We start from the raw sequence: 25978 nt of genomic DNA on the forward strand, positions 1-25978 counted from the left end.
CCTGATCGTTCCCACGCTCCGCGTGGGAATGCAGCCCGTGACGCTCTGCGTCACTGGACGCGGAGCGTCCCCAGAGGCATTCCCACGCAGAGCGTGGGAACGATCGAGCAATCAATTAGCGCTGGTGTACCAGCGCACCTGCTGCGTAGGTCTGGGCCACAGTGCGGTCATCGCCCAGCGTCATCAGCACGAACAGTGTTTCGGCAATGTTGTTGGCCTGCTTCAAGCGGTAGCTCAGCAGCGGCGTGGCGTTGTAGTCCAGCACCAGGAAGTCGGCGTCGGAGCCCGGTTGCAGGTTGCCGATCCTGTCTTCCAGACGCAGTGCCCGCGCACCGCCGAGGGTGGCGAGGTACAGCGACTTGAACGGGCTCAGGCGCGCACCTTGCAGCTGCATCACCTTGTAGGCTTCGTTCAGGGTTTGCAGCAGCGAGAAACTGGTGCCGCCGCCGACGTCAGTCCCGAGGCCGACGTTCAGCTTGTGCTTTTCGGCCATTGGCAGGTTGAACAGGCCGCTGCCGAGGAAGAAGTTCGAGGTCGGGCAGAACGCGACCGCCGAGCCGGTCTCCGCCAGACGCGCGCATTCGTCGTCGCACAGGTGCACGCCGTGGGCAAACACCGAGCGCTCGCCGAGCAATTGATAGTGATCGTAGACGTCGAGGTAGCCTTTGCGCTCCGGGAACAGCTCCTTGACCCACTCGACTTCCTTGAGGTTTTCGCTGATGTGGGTCTGCATGTACAGATCCGGGTATTCGCTGAGCAACTGGCCGGCGAGGGTCAACTGTTCCGGGGTGCTGGTCGGGGCGAAACGCGGGGTGACTGCATAGTGCAGACGACCCTTGCCGTGCCAGCGTTCGATCAGCGCCTTGCTGTCGACGTAGCTCGATTCCGGGGTGTCGGTCAGGTAGTCCGGCGCGTTGCGGTCCATCATCACCTTGCCGGCGATCATCCGCAGATCCAGCTTCTCGGCCGCTTCGAAGAACGAGTTCACCGATTGCGGGTGCACGCTGCCGAACACCAGCGCGGTGGTGGTGCCGTTGCGCAGCAGTTCCTTGATGAAAATGTCCGCCACTTCATCGGCGTGGGCCTTGTCGGCGAACTGGCTTTCGCACGGGAAGGTGTAGGTGTTCAGCCAGTCCAGCAGTTGCTCGCCGTAGGCGCCGACCATGCCGGTCTGCGGCAAGTGGATGTGGGTGTCGATGAAGCCCGGGGTGATCAGCGCATCCTTGTGATGCGTGATCTCGATGTCCGCCGGCAGGGTCGGCAGCAGTTCGCTGGCGTGGCCGAGGGCGCTGATCTTGCCGTCATCGACCACCAGCAGGCCGTCCTCGAAATACTCGTAGGAGGCTTCGATGCCGACCTCGGCAGGGTCGGCGATGCTGTGCAGGATGGCGGCGCGGTAGGCTTTGCGAGTCAGAGGCATGAGGGTTCTCTAATCAGTTTGAGGCTTTGAGTGTGGCGGCCTGACTGCGGCGTGAAACCGGCAGCAGTTTGGCAATCGGTTCGGCACTGGCGGTGTGCTGGCCGAAATTGGCGTTATAGGTGGCGATGATTTCGCCGGCGATGGAGATGGCGATTTCCACAGGCAACTTGCCTTTGACTTCGCCGATGCCCATCGGGCAGCGCATGCGTTGCACGACACTGGCGTCGAAACCACGATCACGCAAACGGTGTTCGAACTTGGCCCGTTTGGTCTTCGAGCCGATCAGGCCGAACCAGGTGAAGTCGTTACGCTTGAGGATCGCGGCGGTGAGTTCCAGATCCAGCTGATGGTTGTGGGTCATGACGATGCAGTAGCTGCCGGCGGGCAGGTCGTCGATTTCATCCACAGGTTCCTCGGCGACGATTTTGCGCACGCCGTGGGGAATCTGCTCGGGGAATTCCTCTTCCCGGGAGTCGATCCAGCGCACCCGGCAGGGCAGGCTGGCGAGCAAGGGGACCAGCGCGCGACCGACATGACCGGCGCCGAACACCGCGATTTGCGCCTGCACCTGGCCCATCGGTTCGAACAACAGCACTGTGGCGCCGCCGCAGCACTGGCCGAGGCTGGCGCCGAGGCTGAAGCGCTCCAGATGGGTTTCCTGCTTGCCGCTGGCGAGCATCTCGCGAGCGATCTGCATGGCTTTGTATTCCAGATGCCCGCCACCGATGGTGTCGAACGTCTGGCGGGCGCTGACGACCATCTTCGAGCCGGCATTGCGCGGCGTCGAGCCGAGCTCTTCGATGATCGTCACCAGAACGCAGGGTTCGCCCTGGTTCTGCAGGTCGGCGAGGGCGTCGATCCAGTTGTACATGTTCACCTCGACATCTGTCGTTGTCTGTTCGGGCCTCTTCGCGAGCAAGCCCGCTCCCACATTGAATTTGCACAAGTCCAACAGTCAGCGCATATCACTGTGGGAGCGGGCTTGCCCGCGAAGGCCGCACCTCGGTCTTAGAGCGGAGCCAACTCGGTTTCAGCTTCTACGGCTTTCACCGCCTTGAGCTGGCGCATCTGCTCGCAACCCCACAACACCCGCTCCGGGGTCGCCGGCGCGTCGATCTTCGGCTGATGCTTGTAGTCGCCGAGGCTGGCCACCGCATCCTTGATCGCACACCACGCGGCGATGCCGAGCATGAACGGCGGCTCACCCACAGCCTTGGAGTGGAACACCGTGTCTTCCGGGTTCTTGCGGTTTTCCACCAGCTTTACCCGCAGGTCCAGCGGCATGTCTGCCACGGCCGGGATCTTGTAGCTGGCCGGGCCGTTGGTCATCAGCTTGCCCTTGTTGTTCCACACCAGTTCTTCCATGGTCAGCCAGCCCATGCCCTGGACGAAACCACCCTCGACCTGACCGATGTCGATGGCCGGGTTCAGCGAGGCGCCGACGTCGTGGAGGATGTCGGTACGGAGCATCTTGTACTCGCCGGTCAGGGTGTCGACGATCACTTCGCAGCACGCCGCGCCGAAGGCGAAGTAGTAGAACGGCCGACCACGGGCCTGGCTGCGGTCGTAGTAGATTTTCGGGGTCTTGTAGAACCCGGTACTCGACAGCGACACCTGATTGAAATACGCCAGCTGGATCAGCGCTTCGAAGGTCAGGATATGGTCACGAACGCGCACGTGGCCGTTGTGGAATTCCACGTCCTCTTCGCTGACCTTGTAGTGCCGCGCGGCGAATTCGACCAGTCGCTGCTTGATGATCTCGGCAGCGTTCTGCGCGGCTTTGCCGTTCAGGTCGGCGCCGCTGGACGCCGCGGTTGGCGAGGTGTTCGGCACCTTGTCGGTGTTGGTCGCAGTGATCTGCACGCGGTCCATTTCCACCTGGAACACTTCGGCCACGACCTGCGCAACCTTGGTGTTCAGGCCCTGGCCCATTTCCGTGCCGCCGTGGTTCAGGTGGATGCTGCCATCGGTGTAGACGTGCACCAAGGCACCGGCCTGGTTGAGGAAGCTGGCAGTGAAGGAAATGCCGAATTTTACCGGGGTCAGCGCCAGGCCTTTTTTCAGGATCGGGCTGTTGGCGTTGTAGCGACGGATCGCTTCGCGGCGCTCGGCGTACTGGCTGCTTTCTTCAAGTTCAGCGGTCATCTCTTCGAGCATGTTGTGCTCGACGGTCTGATAGTAATGGGTGACGTTGCGCTCGGTCTTGCCGTAGTAGTTGGCCTTGCGCACGGCCAGTGGATCGAGGTTGAGGTGACGGGCGATGGCGTCCATCACTTCTTCGATCGCGACCATCCCTTGCGGGCCGCCGAAACCACGGTAGGCAGTGTTCGACGCGGTGTTGGTCTTGCAGCGGTGACCGTTGATGGTCGCATCGCCGAGGTAGTACGAGTTGTCCGAGTGGAACATCGCCCGGTCAACGATCGAGGCCGACAGGTCAGGCGAGCAGCCGCAGTTACCGGCCAGATCCATCGCGATGCCGTGCAGGCGTCCGGTGCTGTCGAAGCCGACGTCGTACTCGACGTAGAACGGGTGACGCTTGCCGGTCATCAGCATGTCTTCGACACGCGGCAGACGCATCTTGGTCGGCTGGCCGGTGAGGTGCGCGATCACTGCGCACAGACACGCCGGGCTCGCGGCCTGGGTTTCCTTGCCGCCAAAACCACCGCCCATGCGGCGCATGTCGACCACGATCTTGTTCATCGACACGTCGAGGACTTCGGCCACCAGTTTCTGTACTTCGGTGGGGTTCTGCGTCGAGCAGTAGACGATCATGCCGCCGTCTTCGGTCGGCATCACCGAAGAGATCTGAGTCTCCAGATAGAAGTGTTCCTGGCCGCCGATGTGCAGCGTGCCCTGAATGCGATGTTCGGCTGTGGCCAGTGCGGTGGTCGAATCGCCACGTTGATGAGTGTGGCTGTCGAGCACGAAGTGGCGTTTGCGCAGGGCTTCGACCACGTCCAGCACCGGCTCCAGATCTTCGTATTCGATGATCGCGGCCATGGCGGCCTTGCGTGCGGTTTCCAGATCTTTCGCGGCCACGGCCAGCACCGGTTGACCGACGAACTGCACGTCATCAATGGCCAGCAGCGGATCGCCCGGCAGCAGCGGGCCGATGTCTTTCAGGCCCGGCACGTCTTCGTGGGTGATGGCGATGCGCACGCCTTCGAAGGCGTAGCAGGGCTTGGTGTCGATGCTGATGATTTTCGCGTGGGCGCGATCCGACAGCCGCGCGTAAACGTGCAACTGGTTGGGGAATTCCAGGCGGTCATCGATGTACTGCGCTTCACCGGACACATGCTTGGCTGCGCTGTCGTGCTTGACGCTGCGGCCGACGCCGGTGGTCAGGTCCTTGGCGAACAATTCAGTCAGTTCAGCTTGAGTTTTCTCTACGCCGTGATGGTTAGACATAAGCGGTCACCCGAGTCTCGATGTGCGGTGTTTGCAGTTCGATGAAGTATTTGCGCAACAGGTTCTGCGCGCTGAGCAGGCGATATTCCTTGCTGGCGCGGAAGTCCGAGAGCGGGGTGAAATCCTCGCCCAGCGCGGTGCAGGCACGTTCGACGACGGCATTGTTGAACGGCTGACCGAGCAGCACGGCTTCGCAATGAGCGGCGCGTTTCGGGATCGCGGCCATGCCACCGAAGGCGACGCGGGCGTCGGTGATCACACCGTTTTCGACGCGCAGATTGAAGGCGGCGCAGACGGCGGAAATGTCATCGTCCAGACGCTTGGAGACTTTGTAGGCGCGGAAACGCTGCTCAGCCGTGGCACGAGGCACGATGATTTTCTCGATGAACTCGCTTTCCTGACGCGCGGTGACCCGGTAATCGATGAAGTAATCTTCAAGCGCCAGCGTGCGGCGGGTTTCGCCCTTGCACAGCACGATCTGCGCACCGAGGGCGATCAGCAGGGGTGGCGAGTCACCGATCGGCGAGGCGTTGCCGATGTTGCCGCCGAGGGTGCCCTGGTTGCGAATTTGCAGGGAGGCGAAGCGGTGCAGCAGTTCGCCGAAGTCCGGGTACTCGGCGTTCAGCGCTTCGTAGCAGTCGGAGAGGGCGGTGGCGGCGCCGATTTCAATGCGATCTTCGAAGTGCTCGATGCGCTTCATTTCGGCGACGTTGCCGACGTAGATCATCACCGGCAGCGTGCGGTGGAACTGAGTGACTTCCAGCGCCAGATCAGTGCCGCCGGCCAGCAGGCGAGCCTGTGGATAAGCGTCGTAGAGATCGGCCAGATCGGCGACGGTCAGCGGCACCAGGCAGCGTTTGTCGCCGCTGTTGAGTTCGCCGATCGATGTCGGGGCAATGGCTTTGAGGCGGGAGATGGTTTCCGCTTCGCGGGCGTCGAACTGGTCCGGTTGCTTGCCGCAGCAGGATTGTTCGGCAGCGGCCAGAATCGGCCGGTAACCGGTGCAGCGGCAGAGGTTGCCGGCCAGCGCTTCGTGGGCCTTGGCCTGATCCGGTGCATCGCTGTTCTTTTGCAGGGCGAACAGCGACATCACGAAACCGGGGGTGCAGAAACCGCACTGCGAACCGTGGCACTCGACCATGGCTTTCTGCACGCTGTGCAGTTCGCCCTTGTGCTTGAGGTCTTCGACGCTGATCAATTGCTTACCGTGCAGGGACGATACGAACGTCAGGCACGAGTTGAGGCTGCGATAGCGAATGTGCTCGCGGCCATCGTCATCCGTCTGTAACTCGCCGACCACCACGGTACAGGCGCCGCAGTCACCGCTGGCGCAGCCTTCTTTGGTGCCGGATTTGCCCACGTGTTCGCGCAGGTAGTTGAGCACAGTCAGGTTCGGGTCCAGGGCGTGCTCGCTACGGAGTTCCTGGTTAAGTAAAAACTGGATCACGGAAGGCCTCGCAGACTCATTATTGTTGTTGAGCGACTTGAGCCGAATTTAGCAGGTCTGACTTTTCGGTCAATGGTTTTCTGACTTAAAGGTCAGGAAAAACCGTTTTGTCGCTCAACCACGTGTCTCTTCAGTATTGACCCTCATTGGATCAAGCGCTTTTTTGCGGGATTCGTGCCAAAAACCGCTGTGCGGGCACTCCGCCATGACCGCGCATTGCGCTACACTGCGCCGCTTGTGCAGATCGAAGAGTTTGAAGGACAACCATGACGTTCAAGGCGCCGGACAGCCTCGCCGAGCAAATCGCTCACCACCTCGCCGAACGGATCATTCGCGGCGAAATGAAGCCGGGAGAGCGTATCCAGGAACAGAAGGTCACGCTGGCGCTGAACGTCAGCCGCGGCTCGGTCCGCGAAGCCTTGCTGATCCTCGAGCGCCGTCACCTGATCGCGATCCTGCCGCGCCGTGGCGCCCACGTCACCGAGCTGACGGCACACAAGGTGCAGAGTCTGTGCACGCTGATGAGCGAGCTGTACATCCTGCTCGGCAACGCGGTGGCCAATGGCTGGCAAGTCCAGTCCGACATGGCGCCGTTCGTGCAGATCCAGCAGCGCCTGACCGCCAGCTACGAGCGTCAGGACATCCGCACCTTCGTTGACGACAGCTTCAACGTGATGCGCGCCGCGTACCCGTTCGCCAACAACCCGTACCTGCAAGAAACGGTGGAAAACCTGCAACCGGCCATGAGCCGCGCGTACTTCCTCGCGCTGGAGCAGCGCAAGGCCGAGATGAGCGAGTTCCTCGAACTGTTCGAACGCCTGCTCGCCGCCGTCCTCGCCCGTGACCTGCCGCAGATCCGCATCGTGCTGACGGCTTACGCCCAGCGCAGTTGCGATCTGGTGGTGTCCGCCCTGACGGTTGCCTGACCTTGCGGCTCAAGTGCATCAAGCTGGCGGGGTTCAAATCCTTCGTCGATCCGACCACGGTGAACTTCCCCAGCAACATGGCGGCAGTCGTCGGGCCGAACGGTTGCGGCAAGTCGAACATCATCGACGCCGTGCGCTGGGTGATGGGCGAAAGCTCGGCGAAAAACCTGCGCGGCGAGTCGATGACCGACGTCATCTTCAACGGCTCGACCAGCCGCAAACCGGTGAGCCAGGCGAGCATCGAACTGGTGTTCGACAACTCCGACGGCACGCTGCTGGGCGAGTGGGCCGCTTATGCGGAAATTTCGATCCGCCGCAAAGTGACCCGCGACAGCCAGACGACTTATTACCTCAACGGCGCCAAATGCCGTCGTCGCGACATCACCGACATCTTCCTAGGCACCGGCCTCGGCCCGCGCAGCTACTCGATCATCGAGCAGGGGATGATCTCCAAGCTGATCGAGTCCAAGCCCGAAGACCTGCGTAACTTCATCGAAGAAGCTGCCGGCATCTCCAAGTACAAGGAGCGTCGGCGCGAGACCGAAAACCGCATTCGCCGCACCCACGAAAACCTTGCCCGTCTGACTGACCTGCGCGAAGAGCTCGAGCGTCAGCTCGAACGCCTGCACCGTCAGGCCGAGGCCGCCAAGAAGTATCAGGAATACAAAGCCGAAGAACGCCAGCTCAAGGCGCAGCTGTCGGCCCTGCGCTGGCAGGATCTGAACGATCAGGTCGGTCAGCGCGAGTCGATCATCGGCAACCAGGAAATCAGCTTCGAAGCGCTGGTCGCCGAGCAACGCAACGCCGACGCGGCCATTGAACGCCTGCGCGACGGTCACCATGACCTGTCCGAGCGCTTCAATCTGGTGCAAGGGCGCTTCTATTCGGTCGGCGGCGACATCGCCCGGGTCGAGCAGAGCATCCAGCACGGCCAGCAGCGTCTGCGCCAATTGCAGGACGATCTGAAAGAAGCCGAACGTGCACGCCTCGAAACCGAATCGCACCTGGGCCACGACCGCACCTTACTGCTGACTCTCGGCGAAGAACTCGATCAACTGACGCCCGAGCAGGAAATCACCAACGCCGCGGCCGAAGAAGCCGCCGCCGCGCTGGAAGATTCCGAAACCGTCATGCACGGCTGGCAGGAGCAGTGGGACGCCTTCAACCTGACTGCCGCCGAACCGCGTCGTCAGGCCGAAGTGCAGCAGTCGCGCATCCAGCAGCTGGAAACCAGCATGGAGCGTCTGGCCGATCGGCAAAAACGTCTGGGCGAAGAGCGGGCGCTGCTGTCGGCCGATCCGGAAGACGCGGCGATCATGGAACTCAGCGAACAGCTCGCCGAGTCCGAAGCCACCCTTGAAGACTTGCAAACGAGCGAAGAAGCCCAGGTCGAAAAACTCGAGCAACTGCGCCAGGAATTGCAGCAAGCGTTGACCGCGCAGCAACAGGCGCAGGGCGACTTGCAGCGCCTCAACGGTCGCCTCGCATCCCTCGAAGCCTTGCAGCAGGCCGCGCTCGATCCGGGCACCGGCACCGCTGAATGGCTGAAAGAGCACAACCTCGCCGAGCGTCCGCGTCTGGCCGAAGGCCTGAAGGTCGAGCCCGGTTGGGAGCTGGCGGTGGAAACCGTGCTCGGCGCCGACCTGCAAGCGGTGCTGGTGGATGATTTCGACGGTTTCGATCTGTCCGGTTTTGCCCAGGGTGATCTGCGTTTGCTCAGCCCCGGCAATGACGGCGTGCGCGTGGCTGGCAGCCTGCTGGACAAGGTCGAGGCGCAGGTCGATTTGTCGCCCTGGCTCGCTCAGGTCAAACCGGTCGACAGCCTTGAACAGGCACTGGCCCTGCGCGGCCAACTGGCTGCCGGGCAGAGCCTGATCAGCCGCGACGGTTACTGGGTCGGCCGGCATTTCCTGCGGGTGCGCCGCGCCAGCGAAGCCGAAAGCGGCATGCTTGCGCGCGGTCAGGAAATCGAATCGCTGCATGCGGAACGCGAAGAGCGCGAAGCCACGGTCGAGGCCATGGAAGCCCGTCTGCAAACCCTGCGTGCGCAACAGCGTCAGCAGGAAAACGGTCGCGAACATTTGCGTCGCCTGTTGCAGGACGAAGCCCGTCAGCAAGGCGAACTGAAAGCTCAGCTTTCCGCCGGTAAAGCCAAGGCCGAGCAGTTGAATCTGCGTCGCACCCGCCTCGACGAGGAACTGGTCGAGCTCGCCGAGCAGCGCGAGCTGGAACACGAAAACATCGGCGAAGCGCGGATCCAGTTGCAGGACGCCCTCGACGCCATGGCCCTCGACACCGAGCAGCGCGAATTGCTGCTGGCCCAGCGCGACAGCCTGCGCGAGCGCCTGGATCGAGTGCGTCAGGAAGCGCGCCAGCACAAGGACCACGCCCATCAGTTGGCCGTGCGTCTGGGTTCGTTGCGTGCGCAGCACGATTCGACCCGTCAGGCCCTTGAACGTCTGGAAATGCAGGCCGAGCGCCTGACTGAAAAACGTGAACAACTCAGCCTGAATCTGGAGGAGGGCGAAGCGCCGCTGGAAGAGCTGCGCCTCAAACTCGAAGAGTTGCTCGACAAGCGCATGAGCGTCGACGACGAGCTCAAGACCGCGCAGATCGCTCTGGAAGACGCCGACCGCGAACTGCGCGATGCGGAAAAGCGCCGGACCCAGGCCGAGCAGCAATCGCAATTGATCCGTGGCCAGCTCGAACAGCAACGCATGGAATGGCAGGCCCTGACCGTGCGCCGCAAGGCCCTGCAGGATCAACTGCTGGAAGACGGCTATGATCTGCACGGCGTGCTCAACACCCTGACCGCCGAGGCCAGCGAGAAGGCTGCCGAAGAAGAACTTGAACGCATTGCCGCGCGCATTCAGCGCCTGGGCGCGATCAACCTCGCGGCGATCGATGAATACACGCAACAATCCGAGCGTAAACGTTATCTGGATGCCCAGGACGCCGATCTGGTCGAAGCGCTGGAGACGCTGGAAAACGTCATCCGCAAGATCGACAAGGAAACCCGTAACCGTTTCAAAGATACCTTTGATCAGATCAATGGCGGTTTACAGGCGCTTTTCCCGAAAGTTTTCGGTGGTGGACGCGCCTATTTGGAACTGACGGGCGAAGATCTACTCGATACAGGGGTGACGATCATGGCGCAGCCGCCCGGGAAGAAGAACAGCACCATCCATTTGCTCTCCGGCGGCGAAAAAGCCCTGACGGCACTGGCACTGGTTTTTGCGATCTTCAAGTTGAATCCGGCGCCGTTCTGCATGCTCGATGAGGTTGACGCACCACTGGATGACGCTAACGTTGGACGCTACGCACGATTGGTCAAAGAGATGTCGCAGACCGTGCAGTTCATCTATATCACCCACAACAAGATCGCCATGGAAATGGCTGACCAGTTGATGGGCGTGACGATGCACGAGCCGGGTTGTTCGCGACTGGTAGCCGTGGATGTCGAGGAGGCGATGGCGATGGTGGATGCCTGAGCCGGCGCTGTCGGAAAAGGTATTTGTAGTCTGTAGGACATATTTACCGGCTTCGACTTGCTGGCCAATCGACATAATCGCGCAAGCCAATGAGACAGACGGTGTAAAGTTGTCTTTGGTCGTGCTAGTTTAATGTCAATTTTTCGTATACGTGGGCAAAACGCCTGTCAGAACATAGAGTTGGCGCCACGTTTTAAAGCGGTTTGCACAGTGTAAACCCCTTATTTTTCAGCATTTTTTATAGAGGCACGGGATTACATGGAAATCGGTCTGCGCGAGTGGCTGATCGTCATCGGCATCATTGTGATAGCCGGTATTCTTTTCGATGGCTGGCGCCGTATGCGCGGCGGCAAGGGAAAACTGAAATTCCGTCTTGACCGAAGTCTGTCCAACCTGCCGGACGAGGACACCAGCGCCGAGCTGTTGGGCCCGGCCCGCGTGCTGGATACCCATAAAGAGCCGCAACTGGACGAACACGATCTGCCATCGGTGAGCATGCCGGCCCGCGAAGCACGCGAGCCTCGCGAATCCGGTTCCAAGCGCGGCAAGCGTGGCAGCAACGGTCCGGCCCAGGGCGACCTGAACCTCGATCTGGATCTGGACGGCGGCCCGAGCTTCAGCAGCCGCGACGATGATTTCGTCGAGCCTGCCACCAAATCGTCGGCGGCAGTGGCTGATAAAGATCAGCCGCAAGCCGAAGAAGTGCTGGTCATCAGCGTGATCTGCCGCGATCCGGCTGGCTTCAAAGGCCCGGCACTGCTGCAGAACATTCTGGAAAGCGGTCTGCGTTTCGGCGAGATGGATATCTTCCACCGTCATGAAAGCATGGCCGGCAACGGTGAAGTGCTGTTCTCCATGGCCAACGCGGTCAAACCGGGCATTTTCGATCTGGACGACATCGACCATTTCAGTACCCCGGCGGTGAGCTTCTTCCTCGGCCTGCCAGGCCCGCGTCATCCGAAGCAGGCCTTCGACGTGATGGTGGCGGCAGCCCGCAAGCTGTCCCAGGAACTGAACGGCGAGTTGAAAGATGACCAGCGCAGTGTCCTGACCGCGCAGACCATCGAGCACTACCGTCAGCGCATCGTTGAATTCGAACGTCGCGCCCTGACCCAGAAGCGTTGATTGAAAAGGTTGCCTCGCAATAAAGGGGCAATCGGCAAAATAGATTGAGCAGCCTCGGCTGCTCTTTTGCTTTATGAGAGAACACCCATGACTGCCGCCGAAACCCGCATTCTAGAGCTGCGTGCTGAACTCGATCAGCACAACTACCGTTACCACGTTCTCGATGAGCCGAGCATTCCGGATGCCGAGTACGACCGGTTGTTCCACGAGCTCAAGGCGCTGGAAGCGGCCAACCCGGAACTGATCACCAGCGACTCGCCGACCCAGCGCGTCGGCAGCGTGGCGCTGACCGCGTTCACTCAGGTGCGTCACGAAGTGCCGATGCTCAGTCTCGGCAACGCCTTCGAAGAAACCGACATGCGCGAGTTCGACCGTCGGGTGACCGAAGGTCTGGATCTGCCGGCCGGTGATCTGTTCGGCGGTGGTGCAGCGGTGGAATACAGCTGCGAGCCAAAACTCGATGGTCTGGCGGTCAGCCTGCTGTATCAGGACGGCGTGCTGGTGCGCGGCGCCACACGCGGCGACGGCACCACTGGCGAAGACATCAGCGTCAACGTGCGCACGGTGCGCAACATCCCGCTAAAGCTGCACGGCACGGGCTGGCCGGCGACCCTGGAAGTGCGCGGCGAAGTGTTCATGTCCAAGGCCGGTTTCGAACGCCTCAACGCCTCGCAACTGGAAGTCGGCGGCAAGACCTTCGCCAACCCGCGCAACGCCGCCGCCGGCAGCCTGCGCCAGCTGGATTCGAAGATCACCGCCAACCGGCCGCTGGAATTCTGCTGCTACGGTATCGGCCAGGTCTCTCACGATATTTCCGACACCCACATCGGCAACCTCAAGCAACTGCAAGCCTGGGGCATGCCGATCAGCCACGAATTGAAACTGGCCAAAGGCATCGGCGAGTGCCTGGACTACTACCGCGATATCGGCGAACGCCGTAACTCGCTGGCCTATGAAATCGACGGTGTGGTGTTCAAGGTCAACAGCATTGCCGACCAGCGCGAACTGGGCTTCCGCGCCCGGGAACCGCGCTGGGCCATCGCCCACAAATTCCCGGCCATGGAAGAACTTACCGAACTGCTCGACGTGGAATTCCAGGTCGGCCGCACCGGCGCCGTCACGCCTGTGGCACGCTTGAAGCCGGTCAAGGTTGCCGGCGTTACCGTGGCCAATGCCACGCTGCACAACATGGACGAAGTCGCCCGGTTGGGCCTGATGATCGGCGACACGGTGATCATTCGCCGCGCTGGCGATGTGATTCCGCAAGTGGTGCAAGTGGTCATGGAGCGTCGTCCGGAAGACGCGCGGCCGGTGCAGATTCCCGAGAGCTGCCCGGTTTGTGGTTCCCATGTCGAGCGCACGCAACTGGTCAAACGCAGCAAGGGCAAGGAAACCATCAGCGAAGGCGCGGTGTATCGCTGCGTCGGCCGACTGGCCTGTGGTGCACAGCTCAAGCAGGCGATCATTCACTTCGTCTCCCGTCGTGCGATGGACATCGAAGGCCTTGGTGACAAGAGCGTAGAGCAACTGGTGGACGAAGGTCTGGTCAGTTCGCCGGCTGATCTTTATGCGCTGAAGTTCGAGGACATTGTCGATCTCGAAGGCTTTGCCGAGGTGTCGAGCAACAAGTTGCTGACCGCTATCGAAGACAGCAAGAAACCGGGGCTGGCGCGCTTCATCTATGCGCTGGGCATTCCGGATGTCGGCGAGGAGACGGCCAAGGTGCTGGCCCGCTCGCTGGGGTCGCTGGAGCGTGTTCAGCAAGCCTTGCCGCAAGTGCTGACGTACCTGCCGGACATCGGCCTGGAAGTGGCGCACGAGATCCACAGCTTCTTCGAAGATGCGCACAACCAGCAAGTAATCACCGAGCTGCTGGGCCATGGCTTGCAGATTCAGGATCAGGGCGAACTGGGCGCCGAGTTTGCCGCGAGCACCACGCTGGGTGGCTTCCTCGACAAGCTTCATATTCCTTCGGTCGGGCCGGGTGGGGCGCAGAAGCTGGCGGACAAGTTCGAATCGCTGGAAGGGGTGATGAACGCGGACTGGCTGGACATGCGCCAGGCGTTGCCGGAGAAACAGGCCAATTCGGTTCGCGAGTTTTTCGCCTTGCCCGAGCATCGTCAACTGGCTGAAGACGCCGAGAAGCAACTGCGCGATTTCGGCATGCACTGGCAGAGCGAAAAGAAAGTCGTCGAAGGCCTGCCGCTGGCCGGCGAAACCTGGGTACTGACCGGCAAGGTCGAGCTGATGAGTCGCGACGTCGCCAAAGAACACCTGGAAAGCCTCGGCGCCAAGGTCGCCGGCTCCGTGTCGGCCAAGACCCATTGCGTGGTGGCCGGGCCGGGGGCCGGGTCGAAACTGACCAAGGCCAACGAACTGGGCGTGAAAGTGATGGATGAGGAGGCGTTTATCGCGTTCCTGAAAGGGCACGGTATCAGCGCCTGACTGATCGACAGGTGATCGTTCCCACGCTCCGCGTGGGAATGCCACCCCGGACGCTCCGCGTCCGCTGTGACGCAGAGCGTCACGGTATGCATTCCCACGCAGAGCGTGGGAACGATCTTTGGGCGGGAATGATCTAGTCTTGGCAAGCCCAAGGGAGAGATCGCCATGTACCGCTTTTTCGAGCAGCTCAGTTCCCGCATCGTCGCGCCGTTCATGGGCGAATCCTCGCGCAACAGCAAAGTCTGGCCGTGCCGCTGCGGCCAGTCGCTGTTCTTTCGCAACAGTCAGTGCCTGGCCTGCAACGCGGCGCTGGGTTATCAACCGGAACACAGTCGCCTGACCTCGCTGCAACCGGGGCCGCAAGAGGGCACCTGGACGCTGGATGTCGATCCCGAGGCCGGACTGTTCCGGCGTTGCGCCAACCTCGACACCCCGGCGGCCTGCAACTGGCTGCTGCCCGCCAACGATCACGACACTTTGTGCGCGGCCTGCGATCTGAATCGCACCATCCCCGATCTGTCCGTCCCGGAAAACCCCGAACGCTGGCGCAAAGTGGAAATCGCCAAGCGGCGGCTGGTGGCGCAACTGATCAGCCTCGGCCTGCCGGTCGTCCCGAAAACCGTCGACGAAGCCACCGGTCTGGCCTTCGATTTCATTGGCGTCGATCTGGAGGGCAACGCTCCCATGACCGGCCACGCCAACGGCCTGATCACCCTCGACATCGAAGAAGCCGACGACGCCCACCGTGAGCGGGTCCGGGCGCAGATGCACGAACCTTATCGCACGTTGCTCGGGCACTTTCGCCATGAGGTCGGGCATTACTACTGGGATCGCCTGATCGACAACGGCCCGTGGCTCGGTTCCTTCCGCAACCTGTTCGGCGACGAACGCGCCAGTTATGCCGAGGCGCTTGAACGGCATTATCAACAGGGCGCGCCGGCGGACTGGTCGCAGCATTACGTCAGCGCCTACGCCACCATGCACCCGTGGGAAGACTGGGCGGAAACCTGGGCGCATTACCTGCACATGATGGACGCGGTGGATACGGCGCTGGGTTTCGGCATGAGTGCCCGGGAGATGGACCTGGATTACCAGCCGTTTCCGTCGAGCACACTGTACGATCCCGAGCATCCCGGCGGCGCGGCGTTCCTGTCGTTCGTCAACGCATGGATCGAACTGGCCGGCATGCTCAACGAGCTGTCCCGCAGCATGGGCCAGCCGGATTTCTATCCGTTCGTCCTGCCGCCGGCAGCGATCGCCAAGCTGCACTTCATTCATCTGGTGATCCAGCAAGAGGGCGGCCGCGCGGACGAGGTGCTTCAAGCGCAATAGCAAGTGCTTGAAGCCCTTCATATTTTTAATCTGCAACCAGCGGTTGTAACTTCGTCTCAGATAGGTACAATGGCGCGGCTCGCCGACAGGCGAGTGTCGTTATGGTGACCCTATCGGTCCCCCCGCAACGATTACCCGTGAACCTGGTCAGAGCCGGAAGGCAGCAGCCACAGCGGGAACATTGTGTGCCGGGGTGTGGCTGGTAGGGTTACCACCTTAACGAACATCGAACGAATCAACACTGAACTGCATGGGTTTCGCCCACTGCGGTTTTTTTATGCCTGCGATTTGTCGTTCGAGTCAGCACACCCTGTGGGAGCGAGCCTGCGTCGACACAGGGTAATCATTTCTCCTGCAATCGCGCATACTCGCAGCCACCGAAATAAATGAAGAGTCTGGCCAGTATCGACCTTGCAAGGTCTGCGCCCTGGCCGCGAGGTTTTATGCTCCCGGAACATTCCGATCTATCCAGCCCTGTGTTCTTGCCCGTCACGGACGAAACCTGCGCGAACCTGTTGCAGGCGGGCGGCGCAAAAGCGCTTGAAAGCCTGACCGATCCAGAATTGGCGGCGGTGCTGGTCATCCAGAATCTGGTGCAGACGAAAGAGCAGGATCTCGGCGCCGTGGCGGCAGAGAAAATTCTGGCCAAGCTCTTGTCCTGGGCTGTCGAAAAACGTCAGTCAACGACGGCGGGCCTGCTGTCCGAAGCCCAGCGACTGTTCGACCCGCGCAAACTGTATTTCGGCCTGAAGGTCCTGAACCCTCTGAACCTGCGTTTTTTGCTGGCCGATGAAATATCGGCACGCGACTACTTGTTGCCCGACGGCCAGTGGGATTTTGAATACAAGGTTCGGCGCCATCGCAGCCATGACCCGTTCAGCCAGCCGATAGTGACGCCCCGTTACCGCGAGCGCTGGTTGAGCCCGGCACAGGACAAACTGGTCAGAACCTTCCGCGCCAACCTGGACGAAGACCTGCATGTTCAAGGCTATGCGGGGATCGGCAAGAGTCATCTGCTGGTCGCTTTGCTGGAACATCTGCGCCCGGAAAAGACCCTGTTGCTGGCGCGCACCCCGGCCAAACTGGAAGTTCTTCGTCAGCGCATGGTGGGGCCGAGCGAGAAGAAGGCCGGCAAGACCTTCCTGGCGTTTGCGCAGTCGCTGATGCTCGGGCGCAGGCCTCAGGCGGAGGCAGGGCGAATCCCGACCCGGCAGGCACTGGCGCAGGAACTGAATATTTTCGGTTTCCGCCACCACGACGGGCAGGCGACCCTTGAACTCTGCCTCAAAGTGATCGAGCGCTACTGCCGCTTCCGCGATCACACCTTTTCGGCGAAGCATCTGCCGCATTTCAACCAGCCGCTCTCTAGCGTCGACGCTCAGGTGTTGCTGGAGTATTCGAGCCGGGTGTGGGGCTACCTCGAACTCAACCCGGCGTGGGGCAGCCAGACCGGGTTCGAAGCGCTGCTGATGATCAAGCGTGCCTGCATCGCCGGCTGCGTGGTGCCGGCGCGCTACACGCATGTGCTGATCGACGAGAGCCAGGACATTCCCGGATCGCTGTTGCAGATCATCGAACGCGGTCGTCAGGTGCTGATCACCCTTGGCGACGAGTACCAGCAGGCGAGTGGCGTACCGGTCAAACGGCACCGCGAGGTTCGCCAAAGCGATATCAGCTATTCCGTGCGCTCGGGCCGCAACGTCGAACGGCTGGTCAACCCGCTGATCGCCCGGCATTCGCAGAAGGGCAAGATTCCGTTCGAAGGCGCCAGCGATGCTGATGTCGTCATCAAGGAATACCCGGAAGGTTTCGTACCGTCCGAGGGGTGCGTGGTGCTGACGGCATCGCCGTGGGACAGCATGATCTGGGCCATCCACCTGCACGATTCCAACTGCAAGTTCAGATTCCCGGACAAGCGAACCCAGGATGAGCTCAAGCATTTCATGGCCACCGCCATCGAACTGTTCAAACCTGATTTCTATCGTTCCGAATTCAGCGAAAACGGCGTGCATCCGTACTTCAGCGACCTGCCTGACTGGCAAGCCGTGTGCGATGCCAATCAGTTCGACGAGTCGTTTCTGCGGGTCAAGGCCAAGCTGGAAAGCGGCTTCATGATTGCCGACCTGACACGCCTGAACCGAATGATCGACAACGCCGGCAATGGCTGCCTGCTGATGCTCGCGGAAGAGGCGGGGGGCATGGAGTTCGACAAGGTCCTGCTGACACCGGGGTTGCTGACCAACGAGAAATTCAAGGATGCCTACGCGTTCGACCAGCGGATCTGCGCCGTGTACATCGCCATCTCCCGCGCCAGGCTGAAGCTATACGTGCCGTACGATGTGGTGGCGTGGGTCGAGTATCACGAGTACCAGCAGTTTCGTGATACGGCGGGGCATTGAGGGGCTGCCTCACGGTTCGCCGCCCGCGCTGCCGGTATACAACCGAATAATGTCATCAATCTCCCCCGACATTTTCATTCGCAGCAACGTCCTCAATATCCGCTGCACCGGCACATTCGGATCGTTGCGCACATAGCAGCCGACTTTCTGCTCCTGCAAGACTGCCACCGCTTGCAGTTGCTGCCCCGGCAGCAGGCGCTGGTTGAACCAGTCCAGGGTCCATTGATTGCTCACGGCGTAGCGGTAGCGGCCGGCCAGCAGTTTGTCCAGCACCTGCTCCTGGTTGCGTGCGTCTTCGCGCCATAGTCGATCGGCGTCGAATATGGGTTGCAGCGTGGGGTAGCTATATCCGAGCACAGTGCCGATCGACTGGCGGGGCAGGTGGGCCGGATCTGCGCTGGTTGGTTGATCCTGACGGCTGATCAGCAGGTCGCGCTGGAAGAACAGCGGGATGCTCCAGATGTAATCCCCGGAGAGGTTCGGCAGCCACGATTGTGCGGCATAGCAGCGCACGTCGACTTCGCCGTGTTCCATGGCGTTCTGCACGCGGGCACGGGGCAAGACGTGAAATTGCGCCGGTACGCCGACCTGGGTCGCGAGGCTGAGCATCATGTCGTAGAGGATGCCCTGGGTCGGGCGGCCGCGTTCGATCTGCACCATCGGCATCGCCCAGCTGTCGGCAACCACGAAGCGCAGCGGCGGTTGCGACGCCATCGCGCTCAGGCTCAATCCCAGTAATGCCCCCACGGCCCACCGCATAAACGCTCCGGTAATTCCTGATCCCGAGCCGACAAAAGCCCTCGCTCATGCAGCTTAGCCAGAATAGACGAGCACACCGGATGCAATTTTGGCCTTGCTCCGCTAGCATTAGCCGCTTCTGCTTCCTTTGCCGCGACGGTTTTCGATGAGTTATCAGGTTCTTGCACGTAAATGGCGTCCGCGCTCGTTCCGCGAAATGGTCGGCCAGACCCATGTGCTCAAGGCTCTGATCAATGCCTTGGACAGCCAGCGCCTGCACCACGCCTACCTCTTCACGGGTACGCGGGGCGTCGGCAAGACCACGATTGCGCGGATCATCGCCAAATGCCTGAACTGTGAAACAGGTATCACTTCAAGCCCTTGTGGCGAGTGTTCGGTGTGCCGCGAGATCGATGAAGGCCGCTTCGTCGACCTGATCGAGATCGACGCCGCGAGCCGGACCAAGGTCGAGGACACCCGCGAGCTGCTCGACAACGTGCAGTACGCCCCGAGCCGCGGGCGCTTCAAGGTCTACCTGATCGACGAAGTGCACATGCTCTCCAGCCATTCCTTCAATGCGCTGCTGAAAACCCTCGAAGAGCCGCCGCCCTACGTCAAGTTCATCCTGGCGACCACCGACCCGCAGAAACTTCCGGCAACGATTTTGTCGCGATGCCTGCAGTTCTCCCTGAAGAACATGACCCCTGAGCGTGTGGTCGAGCATTTGACCCACGTTCTGGGCGCCGAAAACGTCCCGTTCGAAGACGACGCACTGTGGCTGCTCGGCCGTGCGGCCGATGGTTCGATGCGTGACGCCATGAGCCTGACCGACCAGGCCATCGCCTTCGGTGAAGGCAAAGTGTTGGCCGCCGATGTGCGGGCGATGCTCGGTACGCTGGATCACGGCCAGGTTTACGACGTGCTGCATGCGCTGATCGAAGGCGACGCCAAGGCGTTGCTCGAAGCCGTGCGCCACCTGGCCGAACAGGGCCCGGACTGGAACGGCGTGCTTTCGGAAATTCTCAACGTGCTGCACCGCGTCGCCATCGCCCAGGCCTTGCCGGAAGGTGTCGACAACGGCCACGGCGACCGTGACCGGGTGTTGGCGCTGGCCCAGGCGTTGCCGGCCGAAGACGTGCAGTTCTATTACCAGATGGGCCTGATCGGGCGCCGCGACTTGCCGTTGGCGCCGGACCCGCGAGGCGGTTTCGAAATGGTGCTGCTGCGGATGCTGGCCTTCCGGCCGGCAGACACGGCGGACGCCCCGAGGCAACCGCTAAAGCCAGTGGGGATCAGCCAGGCCACAGTTGATTCCGCAAACTCAGTGGCTGCCGCGCCGAAACCTGCGCCGGTAGTTGCTGCGGCTGTTGCGCCCGCGCCCGCGCCGGTGGTTGCATCTGCGCCAGCTCCCGAGCCTGCACCGGTTGCCCCGGTGATTGCGCCTGAACCTGTTTCTGAGCCAGAGCCAGAGCCAGAGCCGGTCGCCGTCGAAGAAGTCGTCGACCTGCCGTGGAATGACCCGGTAGAACCGGCGCCTGTGCAGCAGCCAGCGGTCGAGCCGGTGCTGGAAACCACCGCCGAACAACCGGACCTGCCGCCAATGCCGCTGCCGACCCCGGACAGCGTCGTGCCGGACGCTCCGGAATGGGCCGCCGCGCCAATTCCCGAGCCGTCGGTGGCCGACGTCGATGCCGCAACACCGGGCATGGACATGGACGACGAGCCGCCGCTCGACGAGGACTACATCGAGCCGGACATGGATTCGGCCTACAGTTACCTCGACGATCTGGCCAGCGAACACGCCGCAGAACCGGCTCCCGAACCCGAGCCGGAGCCTGCCGCCGCGCCGGCCACCGGTCTGGCCCTGCAATGGCTGGAGCTGTTCCCGCAACTGCCGATCTCCGGCATGACCGGCAGCATCGCCGCCAACTGCACGCTGATCGCGGTCGATGGCGACAACTGGCTGATGCACCTGGACCCGGCCCACAGCGCCTTGTTCAACGCCACCCAGCAGCGTCGTCTGAACGATGCGCTGAACCAGTTCCACGGGCGCACGCTGACCCTGACCATCGAGCTGATCAAGCCCGAGCAGGAAACCCCGGCCCAGGCCGCGTCCCGGCGCCGTGCCAACCGTCAGCGCGAGGCGGAGGAATCGATCCACGGCGATCCGTTCATCCAGCAGATGGTGCAGCAGTTCGGTGCGGTCGTGCGACACGATACTATTGAACCTGTCGACGCCCTGGTCAGTCAGGGCTAATAACTGAGGGCGTCCGGCCTGTCTGGCCGGGCGCTGTTTTGATCCAAGTACTTTTGAGGTGATTCCCATGATGAAAGGTGGCATGGCCGGCCTGATGAAGCAGGCGCAGCAGATGCAGGAAAAAATGGCCAAGATGCAGGAAGAACTGGCCAACGCCGAAGTCACCGGCAAAGCCGGTGGCGATCTGGTCACCGTGGTGATGACCGGTCGTCATGACGTGAAGAAAGTCAGCATCGACCCGAGCGTACTGCCGGGCCTGGACGAAGACGACCGCGAAGTGGTCGAGGATCTGGTGGCTGCAGCCGTCAACGCCGCCGTGCGTCAGATCGAAGCCAACAGCCAGGCGAAAATGGGCAGCATGACCGCTGGCATGAATCTGCCGGCCGGTATGAAACTGCCGTTCTGATTCGCCTTTGCGGGTTGGATGAGCTACAAAAAATGCCAGGCATCGCGCCTGGCATTTTTGTTTCCGGCTGACGAAACATCGAACGCGCAATAGCTGCAACGGTCTGCTCCCTATACTGCCGAATTCATCATTCACAGGAGACGCTGACATGTCCGACCCTCTGACCCTCAATCAACGCTTCGTGCTGGCCTCGCGGCCGGTAGGTGCGCCAACGCCCGAGAACTTCCGTCTGGAGCGCGAGGCGCTGCCGGATCTTGAAGACGGCCAGGTGTTGCTCAAGACCCTGTACCTGTCGCTCGATCCCTACATGCGCGGGCGCATGAGTGACGCGCCGTCCTACGCGGCGCCGGTACAAATCGGCGAGGTGATGACCGGCGGCGCTGTCAGCCGGGTCGAACAGTCGCGTCATCCGAAATTCCACCCCGGCGATCTGGTCGTCGGTGCCACAGGCTGGCAAAGCCACAGCATCAGCGATGGCCGCAACATCATCCCGATCCCGTCCGGCCTGCCGAGCCCGTCGATGGCGCTCGGCGTACTGGGCATGCCCGGCATGACCGCGTACATGGGCCTGATGGACATCGGCCAGCCGAAAGAAGGGGAGACGCTGGTGGTCGCCGCCGCTTCCGGCGCAGTGGGTTCGGTGGTCGGCCAGGTCGCCAAGATCAAAGGCCTGCGTGCCGTCGGCGTGGCCGGTGGTGCCGAAAAGTGCAAATACGTGGTCGAGGAACTGGGTTTCGACGCCTGTATCGATCACAAGGCACCGGACTTCGCCGAGCAACTAGTCAAAGCCTGCCCCAATGGCATCGACATCTATTATGAAAACGTCGGTGGCCATGTCTTCGATGCGGTCGTGCCGCTGCTCAATCCCAAGGCGCGGATCCCGCTGTGCGGCCTGATCGCCGGCTACAACGCCTCGGAAGCGCCGAAAGGCCCGGATCGTCTGCCTGCACTGCAACGCACCTTGCTGACCAAGCGCGCACGGATTCAGGGCTTCATTGTGTTCGACGACTACGGCGACCGGCAGCCGGAATTCATCAGCGCCATGGTGCCGTGGGTGCGCGACGGCAAGGTGAAATTCCGCGAGGACGTGGTCGAAGGCCTGGAGCAGGCGCCTGAGGCGTTTATCGGGCTGCTGGAGGGGCGCAACTTCGGCAAACTGGTGGTGAAGGTCGCCCAGGACTGAGGATTTGACGCTGGCCGGAGGCGCGGGTATAAACCGCGTCTCGTTGTTTTGTCGGACTTTTTCCCCATGAGCTTCAGCCCTTTGATTCGCCAACTGATCGACGCCCTGCGAACTTTGCCAGGCGTGGGTCAGAAAACTGCCCAGCGTATGGCGTTGCAGTTGCTCGAACGTGACCGCAGCGGCGGTACGCGCCTGGCCCAGGCCTTGAGCCAGGCCATGGAAGGGGTCGGACACTGCCGCCAGTGCCGCACGCTGACCGAAGACGATCTGTGCCCGCAATGCGCCGACACCCGTCGCGACGACACGCTGCTGTGCGTGGTGGAAGGGCCGATGGACGTCTACGCGGTCGAGCAGACCGGCTTCCGTGGTCGCTACTTCGTGCTCAAGGGGCATCTCTCGCCGCTGGACGGTCTGGGCCCGGAAGCCATCGGCATTCCGCAACTGATGGCGCGGATCGAAGAGGCGGGCACCTTCACCGAAGTCATCCTCGCCACCAACCCGACCGTGGAAGGCGAAGCGACGGCGCACTACATCGCCCAGTTGCTGCAGAACAAAGGCCTGATCGCCTCGCGCATCGCTCACGGCGTACCGTTGGGTGGCGAACTGGAGTTGGTGGACGGCGGCACGCTGGCTCACTCGTTTGCCGGGCGCAAGCCGATTTCCCTCTGAGCCACACAATCCTGTTGAAAACCAAGCAAGCGCTCGGTTAAGTTCGGCGAACCCTTCCATGGAGTTCGCCGATGCCTGCCTTCCAGGAATACTTCGACCCCAGCCACCAAATGGTCCGCGATAGCGTCAGACGTTTCGTCGAGCGCGAGATCCTTCCGGACATCGATGCGTGGGAAGAAGCCGAAAGCTTTCCCCGTGAGCTGTACCTCAAGGCCGGTGCGGCCGGCATTCTCGGCATCGGTTACCCCGAAGCGCTGGGCGGCAGTCACGAAGGTGATCTGTTCGCCAAGATCGCCGCCAGCGAAGAACTGATGCGTTGCGGCTCCGGCGGGCTGGTAGCCGGGCTCGGTTCGCTCGACATCGGTTTGCCGCCGATCGTCAAATGGGCCCGACCCGAAGTGCGTGACCGTGTCGTCCCTCAAGTGCTCAGCGGCGAGAAAATCAGCGCATTGGCCGTTACCGAGCCGGGCGGTGGCTCCGACGTCGCCAACCTGCAGACCCGCGCCGTACGCGATGGCGATCATTACCGGGTCAGCGGCAGCAAAACCTTTATCACCAGTGGCGTACGCGCCGACTACTACACCGTAGCGGTGCGTACCGGCGCGCCCGGTTTTGGCGGCATCAGCCTGCTGCTGATCGAGAAGGGCACGCCGGGCTTCACCGTCGGCCGGCAACTGAAGAAAATGGGCTGGTGGGCGTCGGACACGGCTGAATTGTTCTTCGACGATTGCCGGGTGCCTGTGGGAAATCTGATCGGCGCTGAAAACATGGGATTCGCCTGCATCATGGGTAACTTCCAGAGCGAACGTCTGGCCTTGGCGCTGATGGCCAACATGACCGCGCAACTGGCGCTGGAAGAAAGCCTGAAGTGGGCGAAGGAGCGTGAAGCGTTCGGCAAACCCATCGGCAAGTTCCAGGTGATCAAGCATCGCCTCGCGGAAATGGCCACGGCGCTGGAAGTCTCGCGGGAGTTCACCTACCGGCAGGCGGCGAAAATGGCGGCGGGGCAGAGCGTGATCAAGGAGATTTCCATGGCCAAGAACTTCGCCACGGACACCTCGGACCGCATCACCAACGAGGCGGTGCAGATTCTTGGCGGGCTGGGTTATATGCGCGAAAGCCTGGTGGAGCGGCTGTATCGGGATAACCGCATCTTGTCGATTGGCGGCGGGACGCGGGAAGTGATGAACGAGATCATCAGCAAACAGATGGGGCTTTAGATTTTTTGGTGACGCTGGTGGCCCTTTCGCGAGCAAGCCCGCTCCCACATTCGATCGTGCTCCATCAGGGGAATGCGGTCGAATGTGGGAGCGGGCTTGCTCGCGAAGGCGTAACGGCAGGCGCCGCTTACTTGTCAGTCAACGCAAACTGCGTCAGGCAGAACGTCGGAATCCCCATGTCCTCAAGACGCTGCGAACCACCCAGCTCCGGCAGATCGATGATCGCTGCCGCTTCATGAACGCGGGCGCCCATGCGGCGGATCAGGTTGGCCGCTGCGATCAGCGTGCCGCCGGTGGCGATCAGGTCATCGAACATCACCACCGAATCGCCTTCGCACAGGCTGTCGGCGTGCACTTCCAGAAACGCTTCGCCGTATTCGGTCGCGTAACCTTCAGCCAGCACGTCCGCCGGCAGTTTGCCTTGCTTGCGGAACAGCACCAGCGGCTTGTTCAGCTGATAGGCCAGCACCGAACCGATCAGGAAACCGCGAGCGTCCATCGCACCGATATGGGTGAAGTCGGCTTCCACATAGCGGTGGGCGAAGCTGTCCATCACCAGGCGCAGGGCCTTGGGCGACTGGAACAGCGGGGTGATGTCGCGAAAGATCACGCCCGGTTTCGGGAAGTCGATCACGGGGCGGATCAGGGATTTGATGTCGAAGGAGTCGAAGACCATCGTCGAGGTGTCCTGGCAGGGCTGCAAACGGCGCAGTATACCCGCGGCTGAAACGATACGCTCGGCCGCGGGTCGAGATCAGACTTCGAGCGAGCCGCCGGCCAGGGCGCAGAGCTGGATCGGGTCGAGGATATGGATTTCCTTGCCTTCGGCGGCGATCAGTTCGTTCTGCTGGAAGCGGGTGAAGACCCGGGACACGGTTTCCACCGCCAGCCCCAGATAGTTGCCGATTTCATTGCGCGACATGCTCAGGCGGAACTGGTTGGCCGAGAAGCCGCGAGCGCGGAAACGCGCCGACAGGTTGACCAGGAAGGTGGCGATGCGCTCGTCGGCGGTCTTCTTCGACAGCAGCAACATCATCTGCTGGTCGTCGCGGATTTCGCGGCTCATCACGCGCATCAACTGACGGCGCAGCTGCGGCAATTGCAGGGCCAGTTCGTCGAGGCGTTCGAAGGGAATCTCGCAGACCGAAGTGGTTTCCAGCGCCTGGGCGGAAACCGGGTGTTTCTCGGTGTCCATGCCGGACAGCCCGACCAGTTCGCTCGGCAGGTGGAAGCCGGTCAGTTGTTCTTCGCCGGTGTCGCTCAGGCTGAAGGTCTTGAGGGCGCCGGAGCGTACTGCATAAACGGAATCGAAGGTGTCGCCCTGGCGGAACAGGAACTCACCCTTTTTCAACGGGCGGCCACGTTTAACGATTTCGTCCAGCGCATCCATGTCTTCCAGATTCAGCGAAAGTGGCAGGCAGAGAGGGGCCAGGCTGCAATCCTTGCAATTAGCCTGGTTGTGAGCGCGCAGTTTAACTGGCTCGGACATTTCTTAAATCCTTGTGGGAAAAC

18 protein-coding genes and 1 other RNA gene are annotated in these 25978 nt (G+C 61.7%); 12 read left to right on the plus strand and 7 right to left on the minus strand.

Going from position 1 to position 25978, the window contains the following annotated elements; all coding sequences use genetic code 11:
- Positions 1–115: 115 nt before the first annotated feature.
- The 4 genes from guaD to xdhA all read right to left on the minus strand — a co-directional run bounded on the left by guaD (position 116) and on the right by xdhA (position 6275).
- Positions 116–1420, minus strand: a complete 1305-nt coding sequence (guaD, locus tag ABTV87_RS09365; protein WP_085609032.1) for a guanine deaminase — start codon at positions 1418–1420, stop codon at positions 116–118.
- Positions 1421–1433: 13 nt separating this feature from the next.
- A complete protein-coding gene (xdhC, locus tag ABTV87_RS09370; RefSeq protein ID WP_085609031.1) occupies positions 1434–2291 on the minus strand; it encodes a xanthine dehydrogenase accessory protein XdhC in 858 nt (285 codons plus the stop codon).
- A 137-nt stretch (positions 2292–2428) separates the two neighbouring features.
- Positions 2429–4828 (minus strand): xanthine dehydrogenase molybdopterin binding subunit, encoded by a 2400-nt coding sequence (gene xdhB / locus ABTV87_RS09375; RefSeq protein WP_433899314.1) that lies wholly within the window; start codon positions 4826–4828, stop codon positions 2429–2431.
- Positions 4821–6275, minus strand: coding sequence for a xanthine dehydrogenase small subunit (gene xdhA, locus ABTV87_RS09380; RefSeq protein WP_085609029.1), 1455 nt, complete (start codon positions 6273–6275; stop codon positions 4821–4823). The genes xdhB and xdhA overlap by 8 nt, the downstream gene beginning before the upstream one ends.
- A 266-nt stretch (positions 6276–6541) precedes the next feature.
- Here xdhA and ABTV87_RS09385 point away from each other — a divergent pair, with 266 nt between their 5' ends.
- The 7 genes from ABTV87_RS09385 to ABTV87_RS09415 all read left to right on the plus strand — a co-directional run bounded on the left by ABTV87_RS09385 (position 6542) and on the right by ABTV87_RS09415 (position 17993).
- Positions 6542–7201, plus strand: coding sequence for a GntR family transcriptional regulator (locus ABTV87_RS09385; protein ID WP_007952019.1), 660 nt, complete (start codon positions 6542–6544; stop codon positions 7199–7201).
- A gap of 2 nt (positions 7202–7203) precedes the next feature.
- Positions 7204–10692, plus strand: coding sequence for a chromosome segregation protein SMC (gene smc / locus ABTV87_RS09390; RefSeq protein WP_433899315.1), 3489 nt, complete (start codon positions 7204–7206; stop codon positions 10690–10692).
- 258 nt (positions 10693–10950) lie between these two features.
- Entirely contained in the window at positions 10951–11817 is an 867-nt protein-coding gene (gene zipA, locus ABTV87_RS09395) for a cell division protein ZipA (RefSeq protein ID WP_007951644.1), read from the plus strand.
- An 87-nt stretch (positions 11818–11904) separates the two neighbouring features.
- The gene (gene ligA, locus ABTV87_RS09400) at positions 11905–14262 is read left to right on the plus strand and encodes an NAD-dependent DNA ligase LigA (protein WP_433899316.1); all 2358 of its coding nucleotides are present in this window, start codon (positions 11905–11907) and stop codon (positions 14260–14262) included.
- Between the two features lie 165 nt (positions 14263–14427).
- Positions 14428–15594, plus strand: a complete 1167-nt coding sequence (locus tag ABTV87_RS09405) for a zinc-binding metallopeptidase family protein (RefSeq protein WP_433899317.1) — start codon at positions 14428–14430, stop codon at positions 15592–15594.
- 111 nt (positions 15595–15705) lie between these two features.
- Positions 15706–15802: signal recognition particle sRNA small type (gene ffs / locus ABTV87_RS09410), an RNA gene on the plus strand.
- 235 nt (positions 15803–16037) lie between these two features.
- Positions 16038–17993 carry a hypothetical protein gene (locus tag ABTV87_RS09415; RefSeq protein WP_433899318.1) on the plus strand — a complete coding sequence of 652 codons (1956 nt, stop codon included), beginning with the start codon at positions 16038–16040 and terminating at the stop codon, positions 17991–17993.
- 9 nt (positions 17994–18002) lie between these two features.
- Here the strand turns inward: ABTV87_RS09415 and ABTV87_RS09420 are convergent, their stop codons facing one another.
- Entirely contained in the window at positions 18003–18752 is a 750-nt protein-coding gene (locus ABTV87_RS09420; RefSeq protein ID WP_433899319.1) for a substrate-binding periplasmic protein, read from the minus strand.
- 145 nt (positions 18753–18897) lie between these two features.
- Between ABTV87_RS09420 and dnaX the strand changes: the two genes are divergently transcribed.
- From dnaX to ABTV87_RS09445, 5 genes are all read left to right on the plus strand, one after another.
- Positions 18898–20988 carry a DNA polymerase III subunit gamma/tau gene (gene dnaX, locus ABTV87_RS09425; RefSeq protein ID WP_433899320.1) on the plus strand — a complete coding sequence of 697 codons (2091 nt, stop codon included), beginning with the start codon at positions 18898–18900 and terminating at the stop codon, positions 20986–20988.
- Between the two features lie 67 nt (positions 20989–21055).
- Entirely contained in the window at positions 21056–21394 is a 339-nt protein-coding gene (locus tag ABTV87_RS09430) for a YbaB/EbfC family nucleoid-associated protein (protein WP_007951650.1), read from the plus strand.
- A gap of 148 nt (positions 21395–21542) precedes the next feature.
- Positions 21543–22577, plus strand: coding sequence for an NADP-dependent oxidoreductase (locus ABTV87_RS09435; RefSeq protein WP_433899321.1), 1035 nt, complete (start codon positions 21543–21545; stop codon positions 22575–22577).
- 66 nt (positions 22578–22643) lie between these two features.
- The gene (gene recR, locus ABTV87_RS09440; protein ID WP_007951652.1) at positions 22644–23246 is read left to right on the plus strand and encodes a recombination mediator RecR; all 603 of its coding nucleotides are present in this window, start codon (positions 22644–22646) and stop codon (positions 23244–23246) included.
- A gap of 71 nt (positions 23247–23317) precedes the next feature.
- Positions 23318–24466: an acyl-CoA dehydrogenase family protein gene (locus tag ABTV87_RS09445; RefSeq protein ID WP_433899322.1), complete on the plus strand. Its 1149-nt coding sequence runs from the start codon at positions 23318–23320 to the stop codon at positions 24464–24466.
- 127 nt (positions 24467–24593) lie between these two features.
- On the opposite strand, the gene ABTV87_RS09450 is transcribed toward ABTV87_RS09445, so the two are convergent.
- Together ABTV87_RS09450 and fnr are read right to left on the minus strand one after the other, a co-directional pair.
- The gene (locus ABTV87_RS09450) at positions 24594–25142 is read right to left on the minus strand and encodes an adenine phosphoribosyltransferase (protein WP_003223345.1); all 549 of its coding nucleotides are present in this window, start codon (positions 25140–25142) and stop codon (positions 24594–24596) included.
- A 78-nt stretch (positions 25143–25220) separates the two neighbouring features.
- Entirely contained in the window at positions 25221–25955 is a 735-nt protein-coding gene (gene fnr / locus ABTV87_RS09455; protein WP_007951654.1) for a fumarate/nitrate reduction transcriptional regulator Fnr, read from the minus strand.
- Positions 25956–25978 lie beyond the last annotated feature (23 nt).

Origin of the sequence: Pseudomonas sp. PSE1(2024) (genome assembly GCF_050990555.1) — a bacterium.
GTDB classification, from domain to species: domain Bacteria; phylum Pseudomonadota; class Gammaproteobacteria; order Pseudomonadales; family Pseudomonadaceae; genus Aquipseudomonas; species Aquipseudomonas aphyarum.

Excerpts from the sequence above, each read along its gene's own strand:
- zipA (WP_007951644.1), top strand. The coding sequence starts at position 10,951 with ATGGAAATCGGTCTGCGCGAGTGGCTGATCGTCATCGGCATCATTGTG.
- guaD (WP_085609032.1), bottom strand. The coding sequence starts at position 1,420 with ATGCCTCTGACTCGCAAAGCCTACCGCGCCGCCATCCTGCACAGCATC.
- ABTV87_RS09405 (WP_433899317.1), top strand. The coding sequence starts at position 14,428 with ATGTACCGCTTTTTCGAGCAGCTCAGTTCCCGCATCGTCGCGCCGTTC.
- xdhC (WP_085609031.1), bottom strand. The coding sequence starts at position 2,291 with ATGTACAACTGGATCGACGCCCTCGCCGACCTGCAGAACCAGGGCGAA.
- ABTV87_RS09435 (WP_433899321.1), top strand. The coding sequence starts at position 21,543 with ATGTCCGACCCTCTGACCCTCAATCAACGCTTCGTGCTGGCCTCGCGG.
- ABTV87_RS09415 (WP_433899318.1), top strand. The coding sequence starts at position 16,038 with ATGCTCCCGGAACATTCCGATCTATCCAGCCCTGTGTTCTTGCCCGTC.
- ABTV87_RS09420 (WP_433899319.1), bottom strand. The coding sequence starts at position 18,752 with ATGCGGTGGGCCGTGGGGGCATTACTGGGATTGAGCCTGAGCGCGATG.
- ABTV87_RS09445 (WP_433899322.1), top strand. The coding sequence starts at position 23,318 with ATGCCTGCCTTCCAGGAATACTTCGACCCCAGCCACCAAATGGTCCGC.
- xdhB (WP_433899314.1), bottom strand. The coding sequence starts at position 4,828 with ATGTCTAACCATCACGGCGTAGAGAAAACTCAAGCTGAACTGACTGAA.
- recR (WP_007951652.1), top strand. The coding sequence starts at position 22,644 with ATGAGCTTCAGCCCTTTGATTCGCCAACTGATCGACGCCCTGCGAACT.
- ligA (WP_433899316.1), top strand. The coding sequence starts at position 11,905 with ATGACTGCCGCCGAAACCCGCATTCTAGAGCTGCGTGCTGAACTCGAT.
- ABTV87_RS09450 (WP_003223345.1), bottom strand. The coding sequence starts at position 25,142 with ATGGTCTTCGACTCCTTCGACATCAAATCCCTGATCCGCCCCGTGATC.
- fnr (WP_007951654.1), bottom strand. The coding sequence starts at position 25,955 with ATGTCCGAGCCAGTTAAACTGCGCGCTCACAACCAGGCTAATTGCAAG.
- ABTV87_RS09385 (WP_007952019.1), top strand. The coding sequence starts at position 6,542 with ATGACGTTCAAGGCGCCGGACAGCCTCGCCGAGCAAATCGCTCACCAC.
- ABTV87_RS09430 (WP_007951650.1), top strand. The coding sequence starts at position 21,056 with ATGATGAAAGGTGGCATGGCCGGCCTGATGAAGCAGGCGCAGCAGATG.
- dnaX (WP_433899320.1), top strand. The coding sequence starts at position 18,898 with ATGAGTTATCAGGTTCTTGCACGTAAATGGCGTCCGCGCTCGTTCCGC.